The following is a 20,754-nucleotide window of genomic DNA, read 5'->3' as shown; positions in this document are numbered from 1 at the left end:
TCAGGCGACGGCGACTACGTCGAGGATGCGCTGGACCACACGGTCCTGGTCGATCCCGGCGGCTTCCGCCTCGAAGGTGAGGATCAGGCGATGGCGCAGCACGTCGAAGAGCATCGCCTGGATGTCCTCGGGGCTGACGAAGTCGCGTCCGGCCAGCCAGGCATGGGCGCGTGCACAGCGGTCCAGGGCGATGGAGCCGCGCGGGCTGGCACCGTAGGACAGCCACTCGGCGAGCTCGGCGTCGTACTTGGCCGGGGTGCGCGTGGCCATGATCAGCTGCACCAGGTATTCCTCCACGGCGTCAGCCATGTACAGGCCAAGGATTTCGTGGCGGGCGGCGAAGATGGCTTCCTGGGTAACCCGGCGCTCCGGCTTCGTCTCGCCGTGCAGCGCTTCGCCTCGGGCCTGCTGGAGGATGCGGCGTTCCACGGAGGCTTCCGGGTAGCCGATCTTCACGTGCATGAGGAAGCGGTCGAGCTGGGCCTCGGGCAGCGGGTAGGTGCCTTCCTGCTCGATGGGGTTCTGCGTCGCCATCACCAGGAACAGCGGCGGCAGGTCATAGGTGCTGCGGCCTACGCTGACCTGGCGCTCGGCCATGGCTTCGAGCAGGGCGGACTGCACCTTGGCCGGCGCGCGGTTGATTTCGTCGGCCAGCACCAGGTGATGGAAGATCGGCCCCTGCTGGAACACGAAGCTGCCGTTTTCCGGGCGATAGATCTCGGTGCCGGTGATGTCGGCCGGGAGCAGGTCGGGGGTGAACTGGATGCGGTGGAATTCGGCCTCCAGGCCTTCGGCCAGGTCCTTGATCGCCTTGGTCTTGGCCAGCCCCGGTGCGCCTTCCACGAGCAGGTGGCCGTCGGCGATCAGGGCGATGAGCAGCCGCTCGATGAGCTTTTCCTGGCCGAGGATCTGGCTGGAGAGATACTGGCGCAGTGCAAGGAGCGACTCACGATGTTCCATCGCGTGGATTTCCTGGACGAAGGGTGGGGCTGTCGGGCCGCCTACTTTACTGCATCGGCCCTCACTCTTGCAGCGCTGCGCTTCGAGCCTTGTGCGGCGCTAGTGGTTCCCGATGGGCTTCGAGGACGGGCAGTGGGGTCAGGCAGCGCAGCGAGGTATTGGGGTTGCGTTGGCGGCGCATGTCGCGCGCGCCGCCATGGACCACGGCGAAGCGATAGATCCAGGCTACCAGGCGTGGCATGCCGGCGCGCAGCAGCATGCGGTGGAACAGCTCGTCCGCCTCGGCCTTGGTCACCGGGGCGACGTTGAGGAACTGGTACAGCGCGTCATGCACCAGGCTGGCGTGGTGCGCCACCGGCCAGAACATCACGCGCTCCTTCTGCTGGCCATGGCGCAGGCACTGCACGCTTTCCAGGTGTTCCCACCAGTCCGGCGTACCGAGCGTGGCGATCCAGAAGAACGGCACTTTCGGCGAACAGCCGTCCCAGGCGTAGGTGCGGGTGCAGCCGAAGTCGTAGCCGACGGTGCCGGCGGTGAGGTCCACACTGGCGGGGCCGGGGTTGATGATGATGCGCCCGTCGTGCACCACCAGCCACTCGCTATAGAAGAAGCGGCCGTCGAACACCGGGTCTTCGCAGACCAGCGGGAAATCGATGTAGTTGATCCATGGGCCGTTGCGGTCGCGGCTGCAGAAGCCCCACTCGCGCACCGAGCGTTCGCGCGCAGCTTCGACACGGCGCAGGCGCTCGTCGCGGCCGACGATGCGCGGCAGCAGTACGCCAAGATAGACCGGGACGGCGCCGATCAGCAGCGGCCGCACGGCCTCGTCGAGGAATAGCCAGGCCAGCACCAGCAGCGCCACGCCCAGCAGGGTGACCAGCAGGTTGTCCAGGTGGCGCAGCAGCGGGCGGTGCAGGGGTGGGTGGCGTTGCATGGCGTCCGTTCCAGGGCAGGAGTCGCCATGATAGCGCTTTGATATTTCCTGCGGCAGATGCGGAACGATCGTACAGCGAAATCGGTCGTCCTCGCGTGGACGAGGAGCCTGCATGCCGTTGACCGAATATGTCGCAGCCCCGTAAGCCAGCGCCGGGTGACTCCCGATAAGCTCGGAGGGATCGATGACCGGCCGGTCGAGGCTGTCAATCGAGGGTCACACTGCCCGTCTATACCTGTGGCCCGACACAAGACGATATGCGTTCTACGCTCAATCCAACAAAACGAGCCCAGCGGAGTAACAACATGGCGTTCTTCACCGCAGCCAGCAAAGCCGACTTCCAGCAACAACTGAAAGCGGCCCTGGCGCAGCACGTCGACGACAAGGGTCTGCCACAAGTGGCCCTGTTCGCCGAGCAGTTCTTCGGCTTCATCTCCCTCGACGAATTGACCCAGCGCAGGTTGTCCGACCTGGTCGGCTGCACCTTGTCTTCCTGGCGCCTGTTGGAACGCTTCGATCCCGCCCAGCCCGAAGTGGCGGTGTACAACCCCGATTACGAAAAGCACGGCTGGCAGTCCACCCATACTGCCGTGCAGGTGCTGCACCCGGACCAGCCGTTCCTGGTCGACTCGGTGCGCATGGAACTGAACCGCCGCGGCTACAGCATCCACACCCTGCAGACCAACGTGCTCAGCGTGCGCCGCAACGCCAAGGGCGAGCTGCTGGAAATCCTGCCGAAGAACAGCACCGGCAAGGACGTGCACCAGGAATCGCTGATGTACCTGGAGATCGACCGCGTCTCCCAGGCCGGCGAACTGCGCACCCTGGAAAGGGCCCTGCTGGACGTGCTCGGCGAAGTCCGCCTGGCCGTCGCCGACTTCCCGGCCATGCGCACCAAGGCCGAAGAGCTGCTGGCCTGGCTGGGCAAATCCAAGGCAAAGGCCCGCGCGGAAGAAACCGCTGAGGTGCGCGCTTTCCTCGAGTGGCTGCTGGACAACCACTTCACCTTCCTCGGCTATGAAGAATTCACCGTGCAGGAGGAGGCCGACGGCGGCCACCTGGTGTACGACGAGAAGGCCTTCCTCGGCCTGACCCGCACCCTGCGCGCCGGCCTGAACAAGGACGACCTGCACATCGAGGATTACGCGGTAGCCTACCTGCGCGAGCCGGTGCTGCTGTCCTTCGCCAAGGCTTCGCAGCCCAGCCGCGTACACCGTCCGGCTTACCCGGATTACGTATCGATCCGCGAAATCGACGCCAAGGGCAAAGTCGTCCGCGAGTTCCGCTTCCTCGGCCTGTACACCTCGGCGGTCTACGCCGAGAGCGTGTTCGACATCCCGTTCATCCGGGGCAAGGTCGCCGCCGTCCTGAAGAACTCCGGTTTCGACAGCAAGGCGCACCTGGGCAAGGAGCTGGCGCAGATCCTCGAGGTGCTGCCGCGCGACGATCTGTTCCAGACCCCGGTGGACGAGCTGTACAACACCGCCATGTCCATCGTGCAGATCCAGGAACGCAACAAGATCCGCCTGTTCCTGCGCAAGGACCCGTACGGTCGCTTCGCCTACTGCCTGGCCTACGTGCCGCGCGACATCTATTCCACCGAAACGCGGATGAAGATCCAGCAGGTGCTGATGGAGCGCCTGAAGGCCAGCGACTGCGAGTTCTGGACCTTCTTCTCCGAATCCACCCTGGCCCGCGTGCAGTTCATCCTGCGCGTCGATCCGAAAAACCGCATCGACGTCGACGCCGCCCAGCTGGAGCAGGAAGCCATCCAGGCCTGCCGCTCCTGGCAGGACGACTACGCCGCGCTGGTGCTGGAGAACTTCGGCGAAGGGCAGGGCAACAACCTGCTGGAAGATTTCCCGAAAGGCTTCCCGGCCGGCTACCGCGAGCGCTTCGCCCCGCACTTCGCGGTGGTGGACCTGCAGCACCTGTCCAGCCTGTCCGAAAGCCGCCCGCTGGTGATGAGCTTCTACCAGCCGCTGGCACAGGGAGAGCAGCAGCTGCACTGCAAGCTGTACCACGCCGATACGCCGCTGGCGCTGTCCGACGTCCTGCCGATCCTGGAGAACCTCGGCCTGCGCGTGCTCGGCGAGTTCCCCTACCGCCTGCGCCACACCAACGGCCGCGAATACTGGATCCATGACTTCGCCTTCACCTACGCCGAAGGCCTGGACGTCAACATCCAGGAACTCAACGAGACCCTGCAGGACGCCTTCGTCCACATCGTCAACGGCGATGCCGAGAACGATGCCTTCAACCGCCTGGTGCTGACCGCCGGCCTGCCCTGGCGCGACGTGGCGCTGCTGCGCGCCTACGCCCGCTACCTCAAGCAGATTCGCCTGGGCTTCGACCTGGGTTACATCGCCAGCGCGCTGAACGCCCACGTGGACATCGCCCGTGAACTGGTGCGCCTGTTCAAGACCCGCTTCTACCTCGCCCGCAAGCTCACCGCCGAGGACCTGGAAGACAAGCAACAGAAGCTGGAGCAGGCCATCCTCACCGCCCTGGACGATGTGCAGGTCCTCAACGAGGACCGCATCCTGCGGCGCTACCTCGACCTGATCAAGGCGACCCTGCGCACCAACTTCTACCAGCCGGACGCCGCCGGGCAGAACAAGAGCTACTTCAGCTTCAAGTTCAACCCCAAGGCCATCCCGGAAATCCCACGGCCGACGCCGAAGTTCGAAATCTTCGTCTACTGCCCGCGCGTGGAAGGCGTACACCTGCGCTTCGGCGACGTGGCCCGTGGCGGCCTGCGTTGGTCTGACCGCGAGGAAGACTTCCGCACCGAAGTGCTGGGCCTGGTGAAGGCGCAGCAGGTGAAGAACGCGGTGATCGTGCCCACCGGCGCCAAGGGCGGCTTCATCCCGCGGCGCCTGCCGGTCGGCGGCAGCCGCGATGAAATCCAGGCCGAGGCCATCGCCTGCTACCGCATCTTCATCTCCGGGCTGCTCGACATCACCGACAACATCAAGGAAGGCCAGATCGTGCCGCCGGCCAACGTGGTGCGCCACGACCCGGACGATCCCTACCTGGTGGTGGCGGCGGACAAGGGCACCGCGACCTTCTCCGACATCGCCAACGGCATCTCCGCCGACTACAACTTCTGGCTCGGCGACGCCTTCGCCTCCGGCGGGTCCGCCGGCTACGACCACAAGGGCATGGGCATCACCGCCCGTGGCGGCTGGGTCTCGGTGCAGCGTCACTTCCGCGAACGCGGCATCGATGTGCAGAAGGACAACGTGACTGTCATTGGTATTGGCGACATGGCCGGCGACGTGTTCGGCAACGGCCTTCTCATGTCGGACAAGCTGCAGATGGTTGCCGCGTTCAACCACATGCACATCTTCCTCGACCCGAACCCGGATGCGGCGGCGAGCTTTGCGGAGCGCCAGCGCCTGTTCAACCTGCCACGCTCCAGCTGGGCCGACTACGACGCCTCGCTGATCTCCGCTGGTGGCGGCATCTTCCTACGCAGCGCCAAGAGCATCACCCTGACCCCGGAAGTGCGCGCACGCTTCGACATCGATGCCGAGCGCCTGACCCCGACCGAGCTGATCCACGCGCTGCTCAAGGCGCCGGTGGACCTGCTGTGGAACGGCGGCATCGGCACCTACGTGAAGTCCAGCGATGAAACCCATGCCGATGTCGGCGACAAGGCCAACGACGGCCTGCGCGTGGACGGCCGCGACCTGCGGGTGAAAGTGGTGGGCGAGGGCGGCAACCTCGGCATGACACAGCTGGCGCGGGTCGAGTTCGGCCTCAATGGCGGCGCCTGCAACACCGACTTCATCGATAACGCCGGTGGTGTGGACTGCTCCGACCACGAGGTGAACATCAAGATCCTGCTCAACGAGGTGGTGACCGCCGGCGACATGACCAGCAAGCAGCGCAACAAGCTGCTGGCGGAAATGACCGACCAGGTCTCCGACCTGGTACTGGGCAACAACTACAAGCAGACCCAGGCGCTGTCCCTGGCGGAGCGTCGCGCCCGCGAGCGCATCGCCGAGTACAAGCGCCTGATGAGCGATCTGGAAGGCCGCGGCAAGCTGGACCGCGCGCTGGAATTCCTGCCCACCGACGAGGGCCTCGCCGAGCGCATCGCGGCCGGGCAGGGCCTGACCCGCGCGGAACTGGCTGTGTTGATCTCCTACAGCAAGATCGATCTGAAGGAACAGCTGCTGGGCTCGCTGGTGCCGGACGACGACTACCTCACCCGCGACATGGAGACGGCCTTCCCGCAGACCCTGGTCGACACCTTCGGCCCGGCCATGCGCAAGCACCGCCTGAAGCGCGAGATCGTCAGCACGCAGATCGCCAACGACCTGATCAATCACATGGGCATCACCTTCGTGCAGCGCTTGAAGGAGTCCACCGGCATGACGCCGGCGAACGTGGCGGGTGCCTACGTGATCGTGCGTGATGTCTTCCATCTGCCGCACTGGTTCCGCCAGATCGAGGCGCTGGACTATCAGGTGCCGGCGGAAGTGCAGCTGACCCTGATGGACGAACTGATGCGCCTGGGGCGTCGTGCTACTCGCTGGTTCCTGCGCAGCCGTCGCAACGAGCAGGATGCCGCCCGTGACGTCGCGCACTTCGGTCCGCGTATCGCCGCCCTGGGCCTGAAACTCAACGAACTGCTCGAGGGCCCGACCCGCGAGCTGTGGCAGGCACGCTACCAGGCTTACGTCGACGCTGGCGTGCCTGAGTTGCTGGCGCGCATGGTCGCCGGTACCAGCCACCTCTACACCCTGCTGCCGATCATCGAAGCAGCGGACGTCACCGGCCGTGACCCGGCCGACGTGGCCCGCGCCTACTTCGCTCTGGGCAGCGAGCTGGAACTGACCTGGTACCTGCAGCAGATCAGCTCCCTGCCGGTGGAGAACAACTGGCAGGCGCTGGCCCGCGAAGCCTTCCGCGACGACCTGGACTGGCAGCAGCGGGCGATCACCGTCTCCGTGCTGCAGATGCAGGACGGCCCGGCGGAGATCGATGCGCGCGTGGCGCTCTGGCTGGACCAGCACGCCCCGATGGTGGCCCGCTGGCGCGCCATGCTCGTCGAGCTGCGGGCTTCCACCAGCACCGACTACGCCATGTACGCCGTGGCCAACCGCGAGCTGCTCGACCTGGCGCAGAGTAACCAGCAGGGCTCCTGCCCGGTCTGACGCTCATCGCCTTTAAAGCCTTTTCATGCTCCAGCCCCGCCTCGTGCGGGGCTTTTTTTCGGCTCGGGTTTTGTCGACGGGGGCTGACGCGAGCGCGCGTCATGTTTCTTTCCGTGATCCGCAGCGCATGGATGGGCGGCAACGACGGCGCTGACCTATAGGAGTGCCCTACGGGGGCGATCGCGGGCATGGCCCGCTCCTGCAAGGGGGCGTTGGGCTGGGGGGGATTGAACTTCGTCGCGACGGATATCGCGGAAACTAGGGCGGCCGCTATCAGAGGGACGGGATCAGCTCCCGCTGCGCCCATCCTCGTGCGGCTCGGTCAGTGCCCGGCGGTACTTGGCGTACAGCTCGTCGGACATATTGCTGGCACCCAGCATCTTCAGCGCGAAGGACTTCACTTGCTCATCGCTGTAGGGCTCTTGCTGCGGCGCCGGCTGGCTGGCGCAGCCCACCAGCCACAAAGGCAGGGTCATGAAGAGAAGGGCGAGGGCACGGTTCATGGTTTTCACACGCAGGCTGGTTCGGGATGGTTGTCAGGCTATCAACCGCTCGAAGCGAGCAGAAATCATCCCGTTCAATAGTGGGTATCGTTTCTGGCGACTTCGGACGCCTTTTTCTGACAGAAAGTTCCCGGCTGCGGCGTTTTACAGCGAATACGGATATCCTTTCCGGCTGTTCATCTCTCTGCAGGACCTCCCCATGAAAGCGCAACTTGCCGAACTTCTTACGCTGATCAGCTCCGGCTGCCTGGGCGAAGAGGAGATCCAGCAGATCGCCGACGAAGCTTCGCAGGCCTACGCCGATCCGGCGGCTTTCCTCGCCGCCAATCCGGACATCAACTACGACGAGGACTTCCCCATCCCGCTGGGTGAGTGGGTGGTGGTGGGCAGCCTGCCGGAAATCGTGCTGTTCATGGGCGACAGCTTTGAAGAGCTGTTCGGCGAGATCCGCGCTTCCTTCGACCCGAGCGTGAGCTTTGTGCTGCAGGCCAAGCAACTGCGCAAGACCGAGCCGCTGGCGGCGCTGAACCGCATCCAGACCCAGCTCGGCGCGCTTTACCCGGAAAAAGGCGGCTACGTGCTCGTGGACTTCAGCGAGCCGCTGGATACCGAACTGCAGTGCGTGCTGGTCTACCGCAATGACCTGGAGCGCGTCCTGGCACTCTGCGTGGACATCGGCATTCCCGCCGTACCGGCGCTGCAGGCCGCCCAGGAATCGGATCAGGCCTGATCCGGCTGGGTCATCAGCAGCAGGGCGCCCAGGTCGACGAGAACCTGGCCGCCCAGGCGGCGTGTCGGTATCGCCCCCTCATCGATCCAGCCTTGCACAATGGCGGGACGATCTTTGAGACCGACCAGCTGCGCAAAGCGCTGAGGCGTCACGTAATAGCCACCTGCGAGCAGGTCAGGGCTGAATCCGCTTTCATCGTTCATGCTGTGTCCCGCACCATCCCGTCGCTTTGATCCACGGCCTCCGCTACGGCCTGGATCGCGAATTTATCCTAATTGTTAGGGTGTTTTTCCGGGCCTTGGCAGTCTCGGAGATGGATGACGCATGATGAAGAAACGTTTCCTGTTTACTGCGGGAGAAAGACTACGGGCGCTTCGCTCGTTGACCGGGCTGTCGCGCCGCGCCTTCGCCGAGACGGTCGGCATGAAGGCCAAGGATGTGGAGAACATCGAGTACGGCAACCAGCGCATGCGTGACCTGGATTTCCAGAAGGTCTGCAGCGTGTACCCGGACTTCGCCCGCTGGATCACCTATGAAGGACCGATCGATTCGGACGAGGTGGACTGGAAGGTGGAGGACTCCGCCCAGCGCGCGGCGGTCTACCTGGTGAAGAGCAATCCGCAATTGCTGGCGACCCTGGGGCTCAGCCTGGAAGAGTGGCGAGCCCGGCATCATGAGGTGCTGGAAAGCCTGGACGAGGAAGAGCGCCAGCTCGGTGAGGATGCGCTCGGGGAGTGACGCTGCGGGTCAGCCCGCCTTGCCAGCGCGGCGCAGGTAGGCGATCACATCCGGCGCGCCGGCCTCCCGCAGTCCCTGGCCGAAGGCATCGGACTGCGGATGGTCCCGAGGCAGCAGCAGGCTCTCCGGGGTTTCCGAGTTGAACAGGCCGAAACGGGCATAGGGCATGCCGGTCTCCAGCAACAACTCCATGAACGACGCGTCGCTCCAGGCCTTGGCCGGCATGGCCAGCATGTGGAAGTCGCGCTCCAGCTCATCCAGTACCGTGACTTGCAGTTCGAAGCGCTGGATGCTCGCGGGCAGGATGATCTCCAGCCCACGGCGGCGGGCGTAGACCACCGCATTGGCCAGTTCGCAGGGGTGATTGTCGTCGTCCCAGAACAACCGCGCGCCGTGCCAGCCTGCGCTGCGCAATTGCAGAGGTGCCTTGCGCTCGAAGCCGGGCAGGGCCACGCCCAGCACCTTGGTGAAGTCGTTATAGCTGATGATCCGCACCTTACGGCACAACTCGCAATTGGACAGCTCCTCCAACCCCGCCAGCGGGCTGTCGAGCAGGCTGCGGCAGCAGAGACCATCGATGCTTCGAATATCGACGGCGGGATGCTCTTCGCGGTGGCAGGCCACCAGGCGCTTGAGAACGCTATGGATGCGCGCCTTGTCTTCCTGCACCGGCCCGGACAGCGCGCCACGCGGCAGGTCGATCAGCCGGTAGAGCGGCGCGCCGGAATGCCAGCCCAGGCCGGCAGGCCAGTCCGGCAGCTGTTCGAAGGGCAGGGACAGGCTCCGACTGCGTTCGGCGACGTTGCGCCCATCGGCGCTGCCGATGCCCAGGCGCTGGGCGAGGGCGGCCAGCCGGCTGGTCACGCTGCGGGGGCGAGGTGGTTGACTCATGGACGACGCAAGACTCCCGATGGCCGGCTGGTCAGTGCAGGAAGCGCCGGGCCCGATGCGCGGCGGATTGCCCTAAGCATAGAAAACCCTGGCGCTGTTGGGCGCATGCGTTGTGGCAAAATTCTTTCCTTCACTTGCTGGAGGCCTCCATGGCTTGCGTTGTGCTGGATATATCCCTGTCGGCGGACCGGCTGCAAGCGCTCTATCGCGGGCATGCCAATCGGGTTCAGGTGACCAGTCGTGATGGTCGGCGGGTCAATCTGCCGGCGCATCACCTGCGTCCATTCGTCACTCACTCCGGAGTTCACGGCAGCTTCGAGCTGGAATTCGACGATTCCGGGCGGCTGCTGGCGCTGCGTCGCCTCGCGTGAGCGAGGGCTGGCTGGCTATAATAGCGCCCCATTTTGCCGACCGATGCCCGACCATGTACAGCCTGGCCCGCGAGCTCCTGTTCAAGCTCTCCCCGGAAACCTCCCATGAATTGTCCATCGACCTGATCGGCGCGGGTGGCCGTCTGGGCCTCAACGGCCTGTTGACGCAAGCACCCAAAAGCCTGCCAGTAAAGGTCATGGGGCTGGAGTTCGCCAACCCCGTGGGGCTGGCCGCCGGCCTGGACAAGAATGGCGATGCCATCGACGGCTTCGCCCAGCTGGGCTTCGGTTTCGTCGAGATCGGCACCGTCACCCCGCGTCCGCAGCCGGGCAACCCCAAGCCGCGCATCTTCCGCCTGCCGCAAGCTACCGCGATCATCAATCGCATGGGCTTCAACAACCACGGCGTCGATCACCTGATCGAACGGGTCAAGGCGGCCAAGTACAAGGGCGTACTGGGCATCAATATCGGCAAGAACTTCGACACCCCGGTCGAGCGCGCGGTCGATGACTACCTGATCTGCCTGGACAAGGTCTACGCCCACGCCAGCTATGTCACCGTCAACGTCAGTTCGCCCAATACCCCCGGCCTGCGCAGCCTGCAGTTCGGCGATTCGCTCAAGCAACTGCTCGAAGCGCTGCGCCTGCGCCAGGAAGACCTGGCCGTGCAGCACGGCCGCCGGGTGCCGCTGGCGATCAAGATCGCGCCGGACATGAGTGATGAGGAGACCGCGATGGTCGCCGCTGCGCTGATCGAGTCGGGTATGGACGCGGTGATCGCCACCAACACCACCCTGGGCCGCGAAGGCGTCGAGCACCTGCCGTTCGGCAACGAGGCGGGTGGCCTGTCGGGCGCTCCGGTGCGCGAGAAGAGTACCCATATCGTCAAGGTGCTGGCTGGTGAGCTGGGCGGCCGTCTGCCGATCATCGCCGCCGGCGGCATCACCGAGGGCGCACATGCGGCCGAGAAGATCGCCGCGGGTGCGAGCCTGGTTCAGATCTATTCGGGGTTCATCTACAAGGGGCCGGCGCTGATCCGCGAAGCGGTGGACGCCATTGCGGCGGCCAAGCGGGCGTAAATACAGGTAGCAGAAATAAGTAGGGCTCCTTTCGGAGCCCTTGGGCTTGCGCCCTTTTCCGCCCGGATGGGGCGGCTTGGGGAAGTCGTGGGTGACCCTGGATTCAGCCTGTTGCGTGCTGCAATTGGTTCACTCGTTGAATACCGGCGGCGCCGGTCAAACCATCCCAGTTGTCGCCGCGGCCCTCACGCCAGCCGTTGAGCCAGGATTGCCGGGTAGTGGGATGGGTAAACGGACAGAGGTCGCGAGATTTTCCAGTAATGCCGTGCTGATAACCACGCAAAAAGGCTCTTTCCAACGGATCACGCTTAAGTCTTCTCATAGGGTGTTGCCCTCACTTGTTGACTGTTATGTCCCGTTGGCCCCCCAGGGAGGCCGGGCGGAATATTCCGCCAATGGGGCGCATTGCCGGCGTGACGCGCCCCGCCCGACACCGTTGCGGTGAAGGATTACCCCGAGTTCTATCGAAAGGTTCCGGGGCTGTGAATGACCAATTTGTCATAAGGACGTAACTCTTATGGGTTTGGGCCATAAGGTCCGTCCGGTTTGCAAAATGCCAGTACGGCATAACCCGCCAGGGGCGGGAGCTTGCCAAGGATCAAGAGGAATGTGTGTCCAATTGAGACCACCTCTCGTTCCGACGAGTGGGATGACTTTCTGCGACGCGAGGCCGCAGGCCGGTTGCCGGCCCATCCCTGAAAATGACTACAGGGGTTGCCTGGGTTCTCTGGAATGAACCCAAGGTGGCCGACAAGGCCATTAGCGGCTTTGATGAAAGGGCTGCGGCCCGGGAACTATTTGCATGTCGGATTTGCACGATCTTTTCCTCACCTGCCCGAAAGGGCTCGATGGCCTGTTGCTGGAGGAAGCCCAGGCGCTCGGGCTGACCGAGGCGCGCGCCCAGGTTTCGGCCATTCGCGGCAAGGGCGACCTGGAGACGGCCTACCGTCTGTGCCTCTGGTCGCGCCTGGCCAACCGCGTGCTGCTGGTGCTGTCGCGCTTCCCGGTGAGCAACGCTGAAGATCTCTACCTGGGCGTCAATGCCGTGTCCTGGAGCGACCACCTGGATGCCGGCGGCAGCCTGGCGGTGGAGTTCAGCGGCAAGGGCTCGGGCATCGACAACACCCACTTCGGCGCACTGAAGGTGAAGGACGCGATCGTCGACAACCTGCGCGCCGAGTTCGGCAAGCGCCCGACCGTGGACAAGGTCAACCCGGACATCCGCGTGCACCTGCACCTGGATCGTGGCCAGGCGGTACTGTCGCTGGACCTGTCCGGCCACAGCCTGCACCAGCGTGGTTACCGCCTGCAGCAGGGCGCCGCGCCGCTGAAGGAAAACCTTGCCGCTGCCGTACTGATCCGTGCGGGTTGGCCGAAGATCGCCGCTGAAGGCGGCGCATTGTCCGACCCTATGTGTGGCGTCGGCACCTTCCTCATCGAGGCCGGATTGATCGCCGCCGACGTCGCGCCGAACTTCAAGCGCGAGCGCTGGGGCTTTAGCAACTGGCTGGGCCATGTGCCGGCGATCTGGAAGAAACTGATCGAGGAAGCCCAGCAGCGTGCCGAAGTCGGCCTGGCCAGGACGCCGCTGTGGATTCGCGGCTATGAAGCCGACCCGCGCCTGATCCAGCCGGCACGCAACAATATCGAACGCTCTGGCCTGGCCGAGTGGGTCAAGATCTACCAGGGTGAGCTGGCCACCTTCGAGCCGCGCCCGGACAAGGGCCAGAAGGGCCTGATCATCTGTAACCCGCCTTACGGCGAGCGTTTGGGTGACGAAGCCAGCCTGCTGTACCTCTATCAGCACCTGGGTGAGCGCCTGCGCCAGAGCTGCCTGGGCTGGAGCGCCGGTATCTTTACCGGCGCGCCGGAGCTGGGCAAGCGTATGGGCATCCGCAGCCACAAGCAGTACGCCTTCTTCAACGGTGCGCTGCCGTGCAAGCTGATCATGCTCGACGTGGAGCCGCGCCAGTTCGTGACCGGCGAGCGTGGCGAACGCAGCGATGCCGCTCCGGTGCAGGGTGCCGCCGTGATCGAACAGGCTCGCCTGAGTGAAGGCGGGCAGATGTTCGCCAACCGCCTGCAGAAGAACGTCAAGGCGCTCGGCAAGTGGGCGCGCAAGGAGAAGATCGAGTGCTACCGGGTGTATGACGCCGACATGCCCGAGTACGCCCTGGCCGTGGATCTCTATCGCGACTGGGCACACGTGCAGGAGTATGCGGCGCCCAAGTCCATCGACCCGGAGAAGGCCCAGATCCGTCTGCTCGACGCGCTCGCCGCGTTGCCGCAGGCGCTGGGCATTGCTACCGAGCGTATCGTGATCAAGCGTCGCGAGCGCCAGACCGGCAAGAAGCAGTACGAACGGCAGAACGCCGAGGGCCGTTTCATGGAAGTCGAAGAGGGCGGCGTGAAACTGCTGGTCAACCTGACCGACTACCTCGACACCGGCCTGTTCCTCGACCACCGGCCGATCCGCCTGCGCATCCAGCGCGAGTCTGCCGGCAAGCGCTTCCTCAACCTGTTCTGCTACACCGCCACGGCCACCGTACATGCCGCCAAGGGCGATGCGCGCAGCACCACCAGCGTCGACCTGTCGAAGACCTACCTGGACTGGGCGCGGCGCAACCTGTCGCTCAACGGCTTCTCCGATAAGCAACGCCTGGTGCAGAGCGACGTCATGGAGTGGCTGCGCGAGGACCGCGGCGAATACGACCTGGTGTTCATCGACCCGCCGACCTTCTCCAACTCCAAGCGCATGGAAGGTGTATTCGATGTGCAGCGCGACCACGTTGAGCTGATCGACCTGGCCATGGCGCGACTGGCCAAGGGCGGGGTGCTGTACTTCTCTAACAACTTCCGCAAGTTCGAACTGGATGAAGGGCTGGCAGCGCGTTACCAGGTCGAGGAAATCAGCGCCCAGACGCTGGACCAGGATTTCGCCCGCAACAGCAAGATCCACCGCGCCTGGCGTATCAGCGTACGTTGAGGCCCGAGCGGCGCGCGGTCTGGGCCGTGCGTCGTGCCAAAGCTGGGCAAATGGCCATCGGCTGCTATAAAAACTGAGTCACCCTGAGAGTTGGGAAAGCGCATGACTCAGTTGCCGGCCTACGAGCAGTTGCCCGCCGCTCAGGGAGTCGCCAGCCAGAAGAAGGCCCTGCGTGCCGCCGGCGTCGTACTGGTGGCAGGCCTGTTGCTGACGGCCTTGTTGGGCTGGAATGTGTGGCGCAATGCGCGGACCTTCCTGGAACAGCAGTTTTCCCTCGCTGCCAACGAGCGGATCGAGCGCGTACGCGAGCGACTATCGAATCAGCAGAGCGAGCTGGAATCGATCCAGCGCTTCTTTGAGAACTCCTCGGACGTTTCCCGCGAGGAATTCGAGCACTTCGTCAGTCCATTGCTGGGCGACACGCTGGGTTACGCCTGGCTGCCGCGCGTGGACCAGCGTCAGCGCGACGCCTTTGAGGCCCGTGCCCATGACGCCGGCATGCTCGACTACATGCTTTTCGAGCTCGACCTTCAGGGCCAGCCGATTCCGGCACAGGTTCGCGAACGCTATTTTCCCGTCCTCTATGGCGCCTCCGAGTACCTGGAAGAGATGCCCCTGGGCCTGGACCTGAACTCGACCCTGCCAGGGCGTGAGTTGACCCAGCGTGTGGTGAAGACGCGCTCGGTGGCTGCCTCGATGCCCGTGGTCCTTCCCGGCGCGCCGCCAGCGGATTCCACCGGTCTGCTGCTGGCGGCGCCACTCTATCGCAGCAGTACGACGCCCAGCCCGACAGCCGAAACCCGCGTCGGTATCCAGGGCATCCTGCTGGCGGCGATCAGCTACCGCCTGCTCATCGAACAGGGTTCGGAAGCGCGCGGTGAGCAGCTGGCGCTGACACTGCGCGATGCCGGCGACCCGCGTCCGGATGTGCCGTTGTATCGCAGCCAGGTAGCGGCTGATCAGACGGCAGGACTGGTTTCCGAGCGACACCTGCCTTTTGCCGGTCGTGACTACCTGGTGCGCGTCGAGCCTTCCAGCGACTTCCTGCGGCGTAACCAGGGTCACCCGCAGCTCTGGGTGGCGTTCGCCGGCGGGCTGACTTCGCTGCTGCTGGCGGGCTATGTGCTGGCGCTGCTGGGTCAGCGCCAGCGGGCCCTGCAACTGGTGGGCGAGCGCACCGCCGAACTGAGGGCCAACCAGCTGGAGTTGCAGGAGAACCAGGCGCGCCTGCACTTCGCCATGGACAGCGCTGGCCACGGCGTCTGGGACTGGAGTCTGGATACTGGCAACGTATTCTATTCGCATGCCTGGAAAGCCATGCTCGGCTACCGCGACAGCGAGGTGGGCACGACCACCGACGAGAGCCTGAGCCGGGTCCATCCCGAGGACAAGGACGCGCGCTGCGATGCGCTGCGCCGGCATCTTCGCGGGGAATCCTCGCTGTACCAGAGTGAGCACCGGTTGCGCTGCAAGAGCGGGCGCTGGCTCTGGGTGCTGGATCGCGGCCAGGTGGTGGAGCGCGACAACCAAGGTTCGCCGCGACGCATGATCGGCACTCAGACCGACATCAGTTCGCGCAAGGCTGCCGAACTGGAACTGGGCGAGGTCAACAGTCGTCTGCACGGCCTGCTCGATGCGGCGACGCAGGTTGCCATCGTCTCGACCGATCTGCGCGGCTTCGTGCGCAGCTTCAACGTGGGCGCCGAGCGCATGTTCGGCTACAGCGCCCAGGAAGTGATCGGGCGGCCGGTGCCGGAGAATGTCTTCGTCAAGGACGAGATCCGTCGCCGCGCGCAGGACCTGTCGAGCATCCTCGGACGCGAGATTCGCGGCTTTGACGTCGTTGGCGCGCTCGTGGGCGAGGGGCACGAGGAGCATGAGTGGACCTGCGTGCGCCGTGATGGCCGGCAACTGAAGATCAACCTGATCATTACCGGCGTGCGCGATTCAGCGGGCAACACCACGGGTTATCTGGGCATAGCCACTGACATTACCCGGCGCAAGGAGGCGGAGATGGAGTTGCGGCGCTTGTCGGTCACCGATGCACTGACGGGCATCCACAATCGCCGCTATTTCAAGGAGCAGCTGGATCAGGGCATGGCGCGCTGTGCCCGCAGCGGCGAGCCTTTGTCGCTGGTGATGTTCGACATCGACCACTTCAAGGACATCAATGACCGCTTCGGTCATGAGGCAGGCGATATCGTGCTGGTCACCCTGTGTCAGCGCATCGCGCAGCGCCTGCGCAAGGTCGATGTGTTCTGCCGGATCGGTGGTGAGGAACTGGTGGTGCTCTGCCCCGGTAGCACCACGGATCAGGCCTGGCAACTGGCGGAGGCACTCTGGAAGGCCTTGCGCGGGCAGCCAATGGAGGGCGTCGGCGTGGTGACGGCGAGCTTCGGCGTTGCCTCCTGGTGCCCCGGCGAAAGCGCGGACGACCTGATGCGCAAGGTGGACCGCGCGGTGTATCGCGCCAAGCGGCTGGGGCGGGATCGTCTGGAGAAAGTCGAAGCCTGATGCGCAAACCCCGGCCAGTTGGCCGGGGTTTGCGGGGGATCAGCGCTTGGTGCTGCTGTAGAGGTCCAGCAACACCTGGTCTAGGATGGACGATGCCCCCCACGGCCGGTTGCTATTGAGGATTGCCACTACTACCCAGGTGCGGCCATTGGCGTCGCGGCTGAAGCCGGCGAGCGCGCGCACGGTGTTCAGGGTGCCGGTCTTCACGTGGGCTTCGCCGGCCATGGGCGTGCCACGCAAGCGTTTGCGCATGGTGCCGTCCTTGGCCACGATCGGCAGCGAGGAGATGTACTCCGCGGCGTAGGGGCTGTGCCACGCGGCCTGGAGCATGGCGGCCATTTCGCGGGCGCTGACTCGCTCGTCGCGGGACAGGCCCGAACCGTTTTCCATTACCAGGTGGCTCGCGGTGATGCCCTTGCGCGCCAGCCACTGGCGGATCACCCGCTGGGCAGCCTGGGCGTCGTCTGCGTCGGCGCCATTGCGATACTGGCGGCCGACCGAGAGGAACAGCTGGCGGGCCATGGTGTTGTTACTGAACTTGTTGATGTCGCGGATGATTTCCACGACGTCCGGCGACATGGCGCGGGCCACCAGGGTGGCGCTCTTCGGCACAGTGCCTTCGCGGTCCTTGCCGAGGATGCTGCCGCCCAGTTCCTGCCAGATGCCGCGCACCGCGCCGGCGGTATAGGCAGGGTGCTCGAGAAGGGACATGTAGGTCTGAGCGCTGCAGCCTTGCGGAATCTGTCCGGTGGCGACCAGCGAGGTGCCGTCGAACTGGGTCACCGGGTTGAAGCGCAGTTTCGGCCAGGCGGGGCAGGCCGCAGCCTTGCTCACCTGAATCTGGTTGTCGATGCGCACGTTCGCCAGCGGCGGGTCCATCAGCACGGTGGCCTTGCTGCCTTCGGTGCGGATCACCAGGCGCACGCTCTTCAGGTTGACCATCAGCGAGTCCGGGCCGACCAGGAAGGGCTTGTTGTCATCGCCACCGTCGTCGTTGAAGACCGGCAGTTGCGGGATGTTGAAATAGCTGCGATCCAGCACCAGGTCGCCGGTGACCTTGTTAACGCCATTGGCGCGCAGGTCGCGCATCATCAGCCAGAGCTTCTCCAGGTTCAACTTCGGATCGCCGCCGCCCTTGAGATAGAGGTTGCCGTTGAGAGTACCGTCCTTGAGCTGGCCGTCGGTGTAGAACTCGGTCTGCCACTGGTAGGTCGGGCCGAGCATTTCCAGGGCGGCATAGGTGGTGAACAGCTTCATGGTCGACGCCGGGTTCACCGAGACGTCAGCGTTGAAATAGGTAGCGTTGCCGGGGCCTTCCAGAGGGATCATCACCAGCGACAGGGCGTCGTCGGTGAGTTTGCTGGCCCTCAGCGCTTTCTGCACGCGTTCGGGCAGGGTGCTGTTGATCTGGGCAACGGCCGGCAAGGCGAAGGGTAATAAGGTAGCGAGAGCGAGGACACGCAGAGACTTGAACATAGAAAAGATGACATCCCAGTGGTCGGGCATTGACTTGAAAAAATGAAAAGATGAAGCGCAACACTACAGATGAAATACTCCCTGTTGGACCGGGAGCTGCGGCACATTATGCCGCAAGCCGTTCCAGGATGCGCTGGCCTTCGGATGCCAGTCGTCTCGGAGAGGTGCATCGGGACATTGTTCGCGCAAGTCCCGTATATGTTCCGGACACACTCGTGCATCGAGCGGCGAAAGCCCTCCTGAGGAGAGATTCAGATGGCGACCCATCGTTCCCGTCGTTTACGCAAGAAGTTGTGCGTCGATGAGTTCCAGGAACTCGGCTTCGAATTGAGTTTTCAGTACAAGGAAGGGATAGGCGAAGAGGCTGTTGGCGCTTTCATGAAGCGATTCGTGGGCGTCGCGGTCGAACCCAACGATCTGGTCTATAGCGGTTGCGACGAGTACGGCTTCATCTGTCTTGCCCGGCGCGGCTCGGTGAGCGTGGAGCAGCGGGAATTGATCGGCGGATGGCTGAAGCAGCAGCCGGAACTGGCAGGCTTCAGCCTCAGCCCGCTGATCGATGCGTGGTACCCGGACCAGCCAGTCAATCTGCCCGCGTCCTGAGGCTCTCGTCCTTTTCCAGGGCCAGCAGCAGCGCCCATTCATCGAGTGGCTTCGACAAGCAAGCCAGGACGGGTAGGCGCTGTTCGCGCAGGGTTTTCCGCAAGGCCTGCAGTTCTTCGGTATCGCGGCAACTCAGGAAGACCGCCTGGCGAATATGACCGGCTTCGGCCAGTTCGCCGAGCAGTTCTATACCGTCAGTGTCCGGCAGGTTGATATCGCAGAGCAGCAAGTCGAACGGTTCGTTGCGGCGTGCACACTCCTCGCGCGCTTCATGGGCATCGAGCGCGGGTGTCAATCGGTAGAAGCCCAGTCTGTTCAGTTGCATTTGCGTAGCGATCAGTTGGAAGGGATGGTCTTCGACTATCAGGATGCTGAACTTGTTGTCCTGCACGGAAGAGCTCCTGGTTGTTATGGGGCTCCATCGAAAGTCACTCGAATGACAAGCTGATTCGGTCGGCGCTATGCATTGTCGAATGGCAATTGATATGAGGCTTTAATGGTGCTGGGGCGTGTTCAGTTAATGCATAACTCTGATTTTCTTGCTGGGCTTTAGAACTCTCCTGGGAGTTGGGTTTCTTGTGGTTGATAGTTGTTGGTTGTAATTGCCTCGCGCGCTTTGTCTTGTTTGGGTTTTCTGATTTTTATATTGATGGAAAAAGTGTCCGGAATCAGATTGGTATGGACGCTTCAGTGTTCGATAGCTGATCAACCTGACAAGGGGAAGAGGCAGGGTACTTGTCAGACGCTGGCCAACGGAAAATGTGATCAGCGTCGGCGATGTGGATTGAGCTATGGCGAAGTGGCTTGTTTAGAGCGGGTGGCTTGATCTCTATGGCTCTCTGGAGGGCGGAGTGATTCCGCGGGTAGAGTGACGAAGGACCGGTCGTGAGGGAAAGCTCAGGCGTATATCGAGCGTCCGCTAGCTGGGATAAACAGCGACAGGGAAGCGTATTGTCAGGAGTCGTGGTCAGATTTTATTCCGTTCTGCATCGGAAATTTCTTGCTGACTTCGGGGTGGCGTCAAAGTATTTAAGGCTGCTTGTAGGAATTATTTAGATGTTGTGTAGGAAAGTCCTCTAATAGCCAATATTGAGGGCAAGTAATCTCGACAGAGCCGGCTCTGCATATATCTTACCGAAGGACATTTTTACGAAGGGTCTGAGGGAGGAAGCTGATGAGCAAAGTTCTAATTGTCGACGATCACCCAGTCATTCGCATGGCAATGCGCGTGCTGCTGGAAAAGGAAGGTCATGTCATCGTTGGTGAAACCGACAATGGTGTGGACGCGCTTTCGCTTGTCAAGGACCTGATTCCCGACCTGGTCGTTCTGGATATCGGTATTCCCCGGCTCGATGGCCTGGAGGTGATCAGTCGTATCTCTGCCTTCGAGCTGCCGCTCAAGGTGCTGGTGCTGACCGGGCAGAGCGCCTCGCTGTTCGCCATGCGCTGCATGCAGGCGGGAGCCTCAGGGTTCGTCTGCAAACAAGGTGGGCTGTCTGAGTTGATCAGCGCCGTCAACGCGGTGGTCGCCGGCTACAACTACTTTCCCAGCACGGCGGTGCGCCAGACTCGTCGCAACAATGGTCAAATGGATGATCAGGAGCTTATCCAGCGCCTCTCGGATCGCGAGATGGCTGTCCTCCAGTACCTTGCGAATGGTTATTCGAACAAGGAAATCTCCGAACAGATGTTCATCAGCAACAAGACGGTCAGCACCTACAAGACCCGTCTGCTGCTGAAGCTCAACGCTCATTCGCTGGTTGACCTGATCGAGTTCGCCAAGCGGAACGCGTTGGTCTGA

17 protein-coding genes are annotated in these 20,754 nt (G+C 63.5%); 9 read left to right on the top strand and 8 right to left on the bottom strand.

Annotation, left to right across the window (positions count from 1 at the left end; all coding sequences use genetic code 11):
- Both IB275_RS20750 and IB275_RS20745 read right to left on the bottom strand, forming a co-directional pair.
- Nucleotides 1-960 carry an AAA family ATPase gene (locus tag IB275_RS20750; protein ID WP_045211803.1) on the bottom strand — a complete coding sequence of 320 codons (960 nt, stop codon included), beginning with the start codon at nucleotides 958-960 and terminating at the stop codon, nucleotides 1-3.
- A 61-nt stretch (nucleotides 961-1,021) separates the two neighbouring features.
- Entirely contained in the window at nucleotides 1,022-1,894 is an 873-nt protein-coding gene (locus IB275_RS20745; protein ID WP_192290821.1) for a DUF1353 domain-containing protein, read from the bottom strand.
- A 305-nt stretch (nucleotides 1,895-2,199) separates the two neighbouring features.
- Between IB275_RS20745 and IB275_RS20740 the strand changes: the two genes are divergently transcribed.
- The gene (locus IB275_RS20740) at nucleotides 2,200-7,062 is read left to right on the top strand and encodes an NAD-glutamate dehydrogenase (RefSeq protein WP_192290819.1); all 4,863 of its coding nucleotides are present in this window, start codon (nucleotides 2,200-2,202) and stop codon (nucleotides 7,060-7,062) included.
- A 287-nt stretch (nucleotides 7,063-7,349) separates the two neighbouring features.
- On the opposite strand, the gene IB275_RS20735 is transcribed toward IB275_RS20740, so the two are convergent.
- On the bottom strand, nucleotides 7,350-7,565 hold the full coding sequence (locus IB275_RS20735) for a hypothetical protein (protein ID WP_192290817.1): 216 nt from the start codon (nucleotides 7,563-7,565) through the stop codon (nucleotides 7,350-7,352).
- A 199-nt stretch (nucleotides 7,566-7,764) separates the two neighbouring features.
- On the opposite strand from IB275_RS20735, the gene IB275_RS20730 reads away from it, so the two are divergent.
- Nucleotides 7,765-8,295 (top strand): hypothetical protein, encoded by a 531-nt coding sequence (locus IB275_RS20730; protein WP_192224250.1) that lies wholly within the window; start codon nucleotides 7,765-7,767, stop codon nucleotides 8,293-8,295.
- Here the strand turns inward: IB275_RS20730 and IB275_RS20725 are convergent.
- Nucleotides 8,286-8,498 carry a DNA-binding protein gene (locus IB275_RS20725; protein WP_192290815.1) on the bottom strand — a complete coding sequence of 71 codons (213 nt, stop codon included), beginning with the start codon at nucleotides 8,496-8,498 and terminating at the stop codon, nucleotides 8,286-8,288. The two genes, IB275_RS20730 and IB275_RS20725, sit on opposite strands and share 10 nt — an antisense overlap.
- 121 nt (nucleotides 8,499-8,619) lie before the next feature.
- Here IB275_RS20725 and IB275_RS20720 point away from each other — a divergent pair, with 121 nt between their 5' ends.
- On the top strand, nucleotides 8,620-9,033 hold the full coding sequence (locus IB275_RS20720) for a helix-turn-helix domain-containing protein (RefSeq protein ID WP_225607677.1): 414 nt from the start codon (nucleotides 8,620-8,622) through the stop codon (nucleotides 9,031-9,033).
- Between the two features lie 9 nt (nucleotides 9,034-9,042).
- Here IB275_RS20720 and IB275_RS20715 read toward each other — a convergent pair whose 3' ends face one another.
- Nucleotides 9,043-9,924, bottom strand: a complete 882-nt coding sequence (locus IB275_RS20715) for a DUF6685 family protein (RefSeq protein ID WP_192290813.1) — start codon at nucleotides 9,922-9,924, stop codon at nucleotides 9,043-9,045.
- A gap of 149 nt (nucleotides 9,925-10,073) precedes the next feature.
- Between IB275_RS20715 and IB275_RS20710 the strand changes: the two genes are divergently transcribed.
- The gene (locus IB275_RS20710) at nucleotides 10,074-10,295 is read left to right on the top strand and encodes a DUF2835 domain-containing protein (RefSeq protein WP_045211782.1); all 222 of its coding nucleotides are present in this window, start codon (nucleotides 10,074-10,076) and stop codon (nucleotides 10,293-10,295) included.
- Between the two features lie 53 nt (nucleotides 10,296-10,348).
- Nucleotides 10,349-11,374: a quinone-dependent dihydroorotate dehydrogenase gene (locus tag IB275_RS20705; protein ID WP_081519406.1), complete on the top strand. Its 1,026-nt coding sequence runs from the start codon at nucleotides 10,349-10,351 to the stop codon at nucleotides 11,372-11,374.
- Between the two features lie 103 nt (nucleotides 11,375-11,477).
- On the opposite strand, the gene rmf is transcribed toward IB275_RS20705, so the two are convergent.
- On the bottom strand, nucleotides 11,478-11,696 hold the full coding sequence (rmf, locus tag IB275_RS20700) for a ribosome modulation factor (RefSeq protein ID WP_081519407.1): 219 nt from the start codon (nucleotides 11,694-11,696) through the stop codon (nucleotides 11,478-11,480).
- A 480-nt stretch (nucleotides 11,697-12,176) separates the two neighbouring features.
- Here rmf and rlmKL point away from each other — a divergent pair, with 480 nt between their 5' ends.
- Both rlmKL and IB275_RS20690 read left to right on the top strand, forming a co-directional pair.
- Nucleotides 12,177-14,360 carry a bifunctional 23S rRNA (guanine(2069)-N(7))-methyltransferase RlmK/23S rRNA (guanine(2445)-N(2))-methyltransferase RlmL gene (gene rlmKL / locus IB275_RS20695; RefSeq protein ID WP_192290811.1) on the top strand — a complete coding sequence of 728 codons (2,184 nt, stop codon included), beginning with the start codon at nucleotides 12,177-12,179 and terminating at the stop codon, nucleotides 14,358-14,360.
- 102 nt (nucleotides 14,361-14,462) lie between these two features.
- Nucleotides 14,463-16,874 (top strand): sensor domain-containing diguanylate cyclase, encoded by a 2,412-nt coding sequence (locus tag IB275_RS20690; RefSeq protein WP_192290809.1) that lies wholly within the window; start codon nucleotides 14,463-14,465, stop codon nucleotides 16,872-16,874.
- A gap of 39 nt (nucleotides 16,875-16,913) precedes the next feature.
- On the opposite strand, the gene dacB is transcribed toward IB275_RS20690, so the two are convergent.
- Nucleotides 16,914-18,350 (bottom strand): D-alanyl-D-alanine carboxypeptidase/D-alanyl-D-alanine endopeptidase, encoded by a 1,437-nt coding sequence (gene dacB, locus IB275_RS20685; RefSeq protein WP_192290806.1) that lies wholly within the window; start codon nucleotides 18,348-18,350, stop codon nucleotides 16,914-16,916.
- A 255-nt stretch (nucleotides 18,351-18,605) separates the two neighbouring features.
- Here dacB and IB275_RS20680 point away from each other — a divergent pair, with 255 nt between their 5' ends.
- Nucleotides 18,606-18,953 (top strand): YggL 50S ribosome-binding family protein, encoded by a 348-nt coding sequence (locus IB275_RS20680; protein WP_192290804.1) that lies wholly within the window; start codon nucleotides 18,606-18,608, stop codon nucleotides 18,951-18,953.
- Here the strand turns inward: IB275_RS20680 and IB275_RS20675 are convergent.
- Nucleotides 18,934-19,344: a response regulator gene (locus IB275_RS20675; RefSeq protein ID WP_192290802.1), complete on the bottom strand. Its 411-nt coding sequence runs from the start codon at nucleotides 19,342-19,344 to the stop codon at nucleotides 18,934-18,936. The genes IB275_RS20680 and IB275_RS20675 overlap by 20 nt on opposite strands.
- A gap of 783 nt (nucleotides 19,345-20,127) precedes the next feature.
- Between IB275_RS20675 and IB275_RS20670 the strand changes: the two genes are divergently transcribed.
- Nucleotides 20,128-20,754, top strand: a complete 627-nt coding sequence (locus IB275_RS20670; RefSeq protein WP_081519413.1) for a response regulator transcription factor — start codon at nucleotides 20,128-20,130, stop codon at nucleotides 20,752-20,754.

The organism is Pseudomonas sp. PDM21, assembly GCF_014852505.2.
Classification (GTDB): domain Bacteria; phylum Pseudomonadota; class Gammaproteobacteria; order Pseudomonadales; family Pseudomonadaceae; genus Pseudomonas.
Note: the sequence above shows the minus strand (reverse complement) of the source record. Positions and strands in the feature narration are given on the sequence as shown.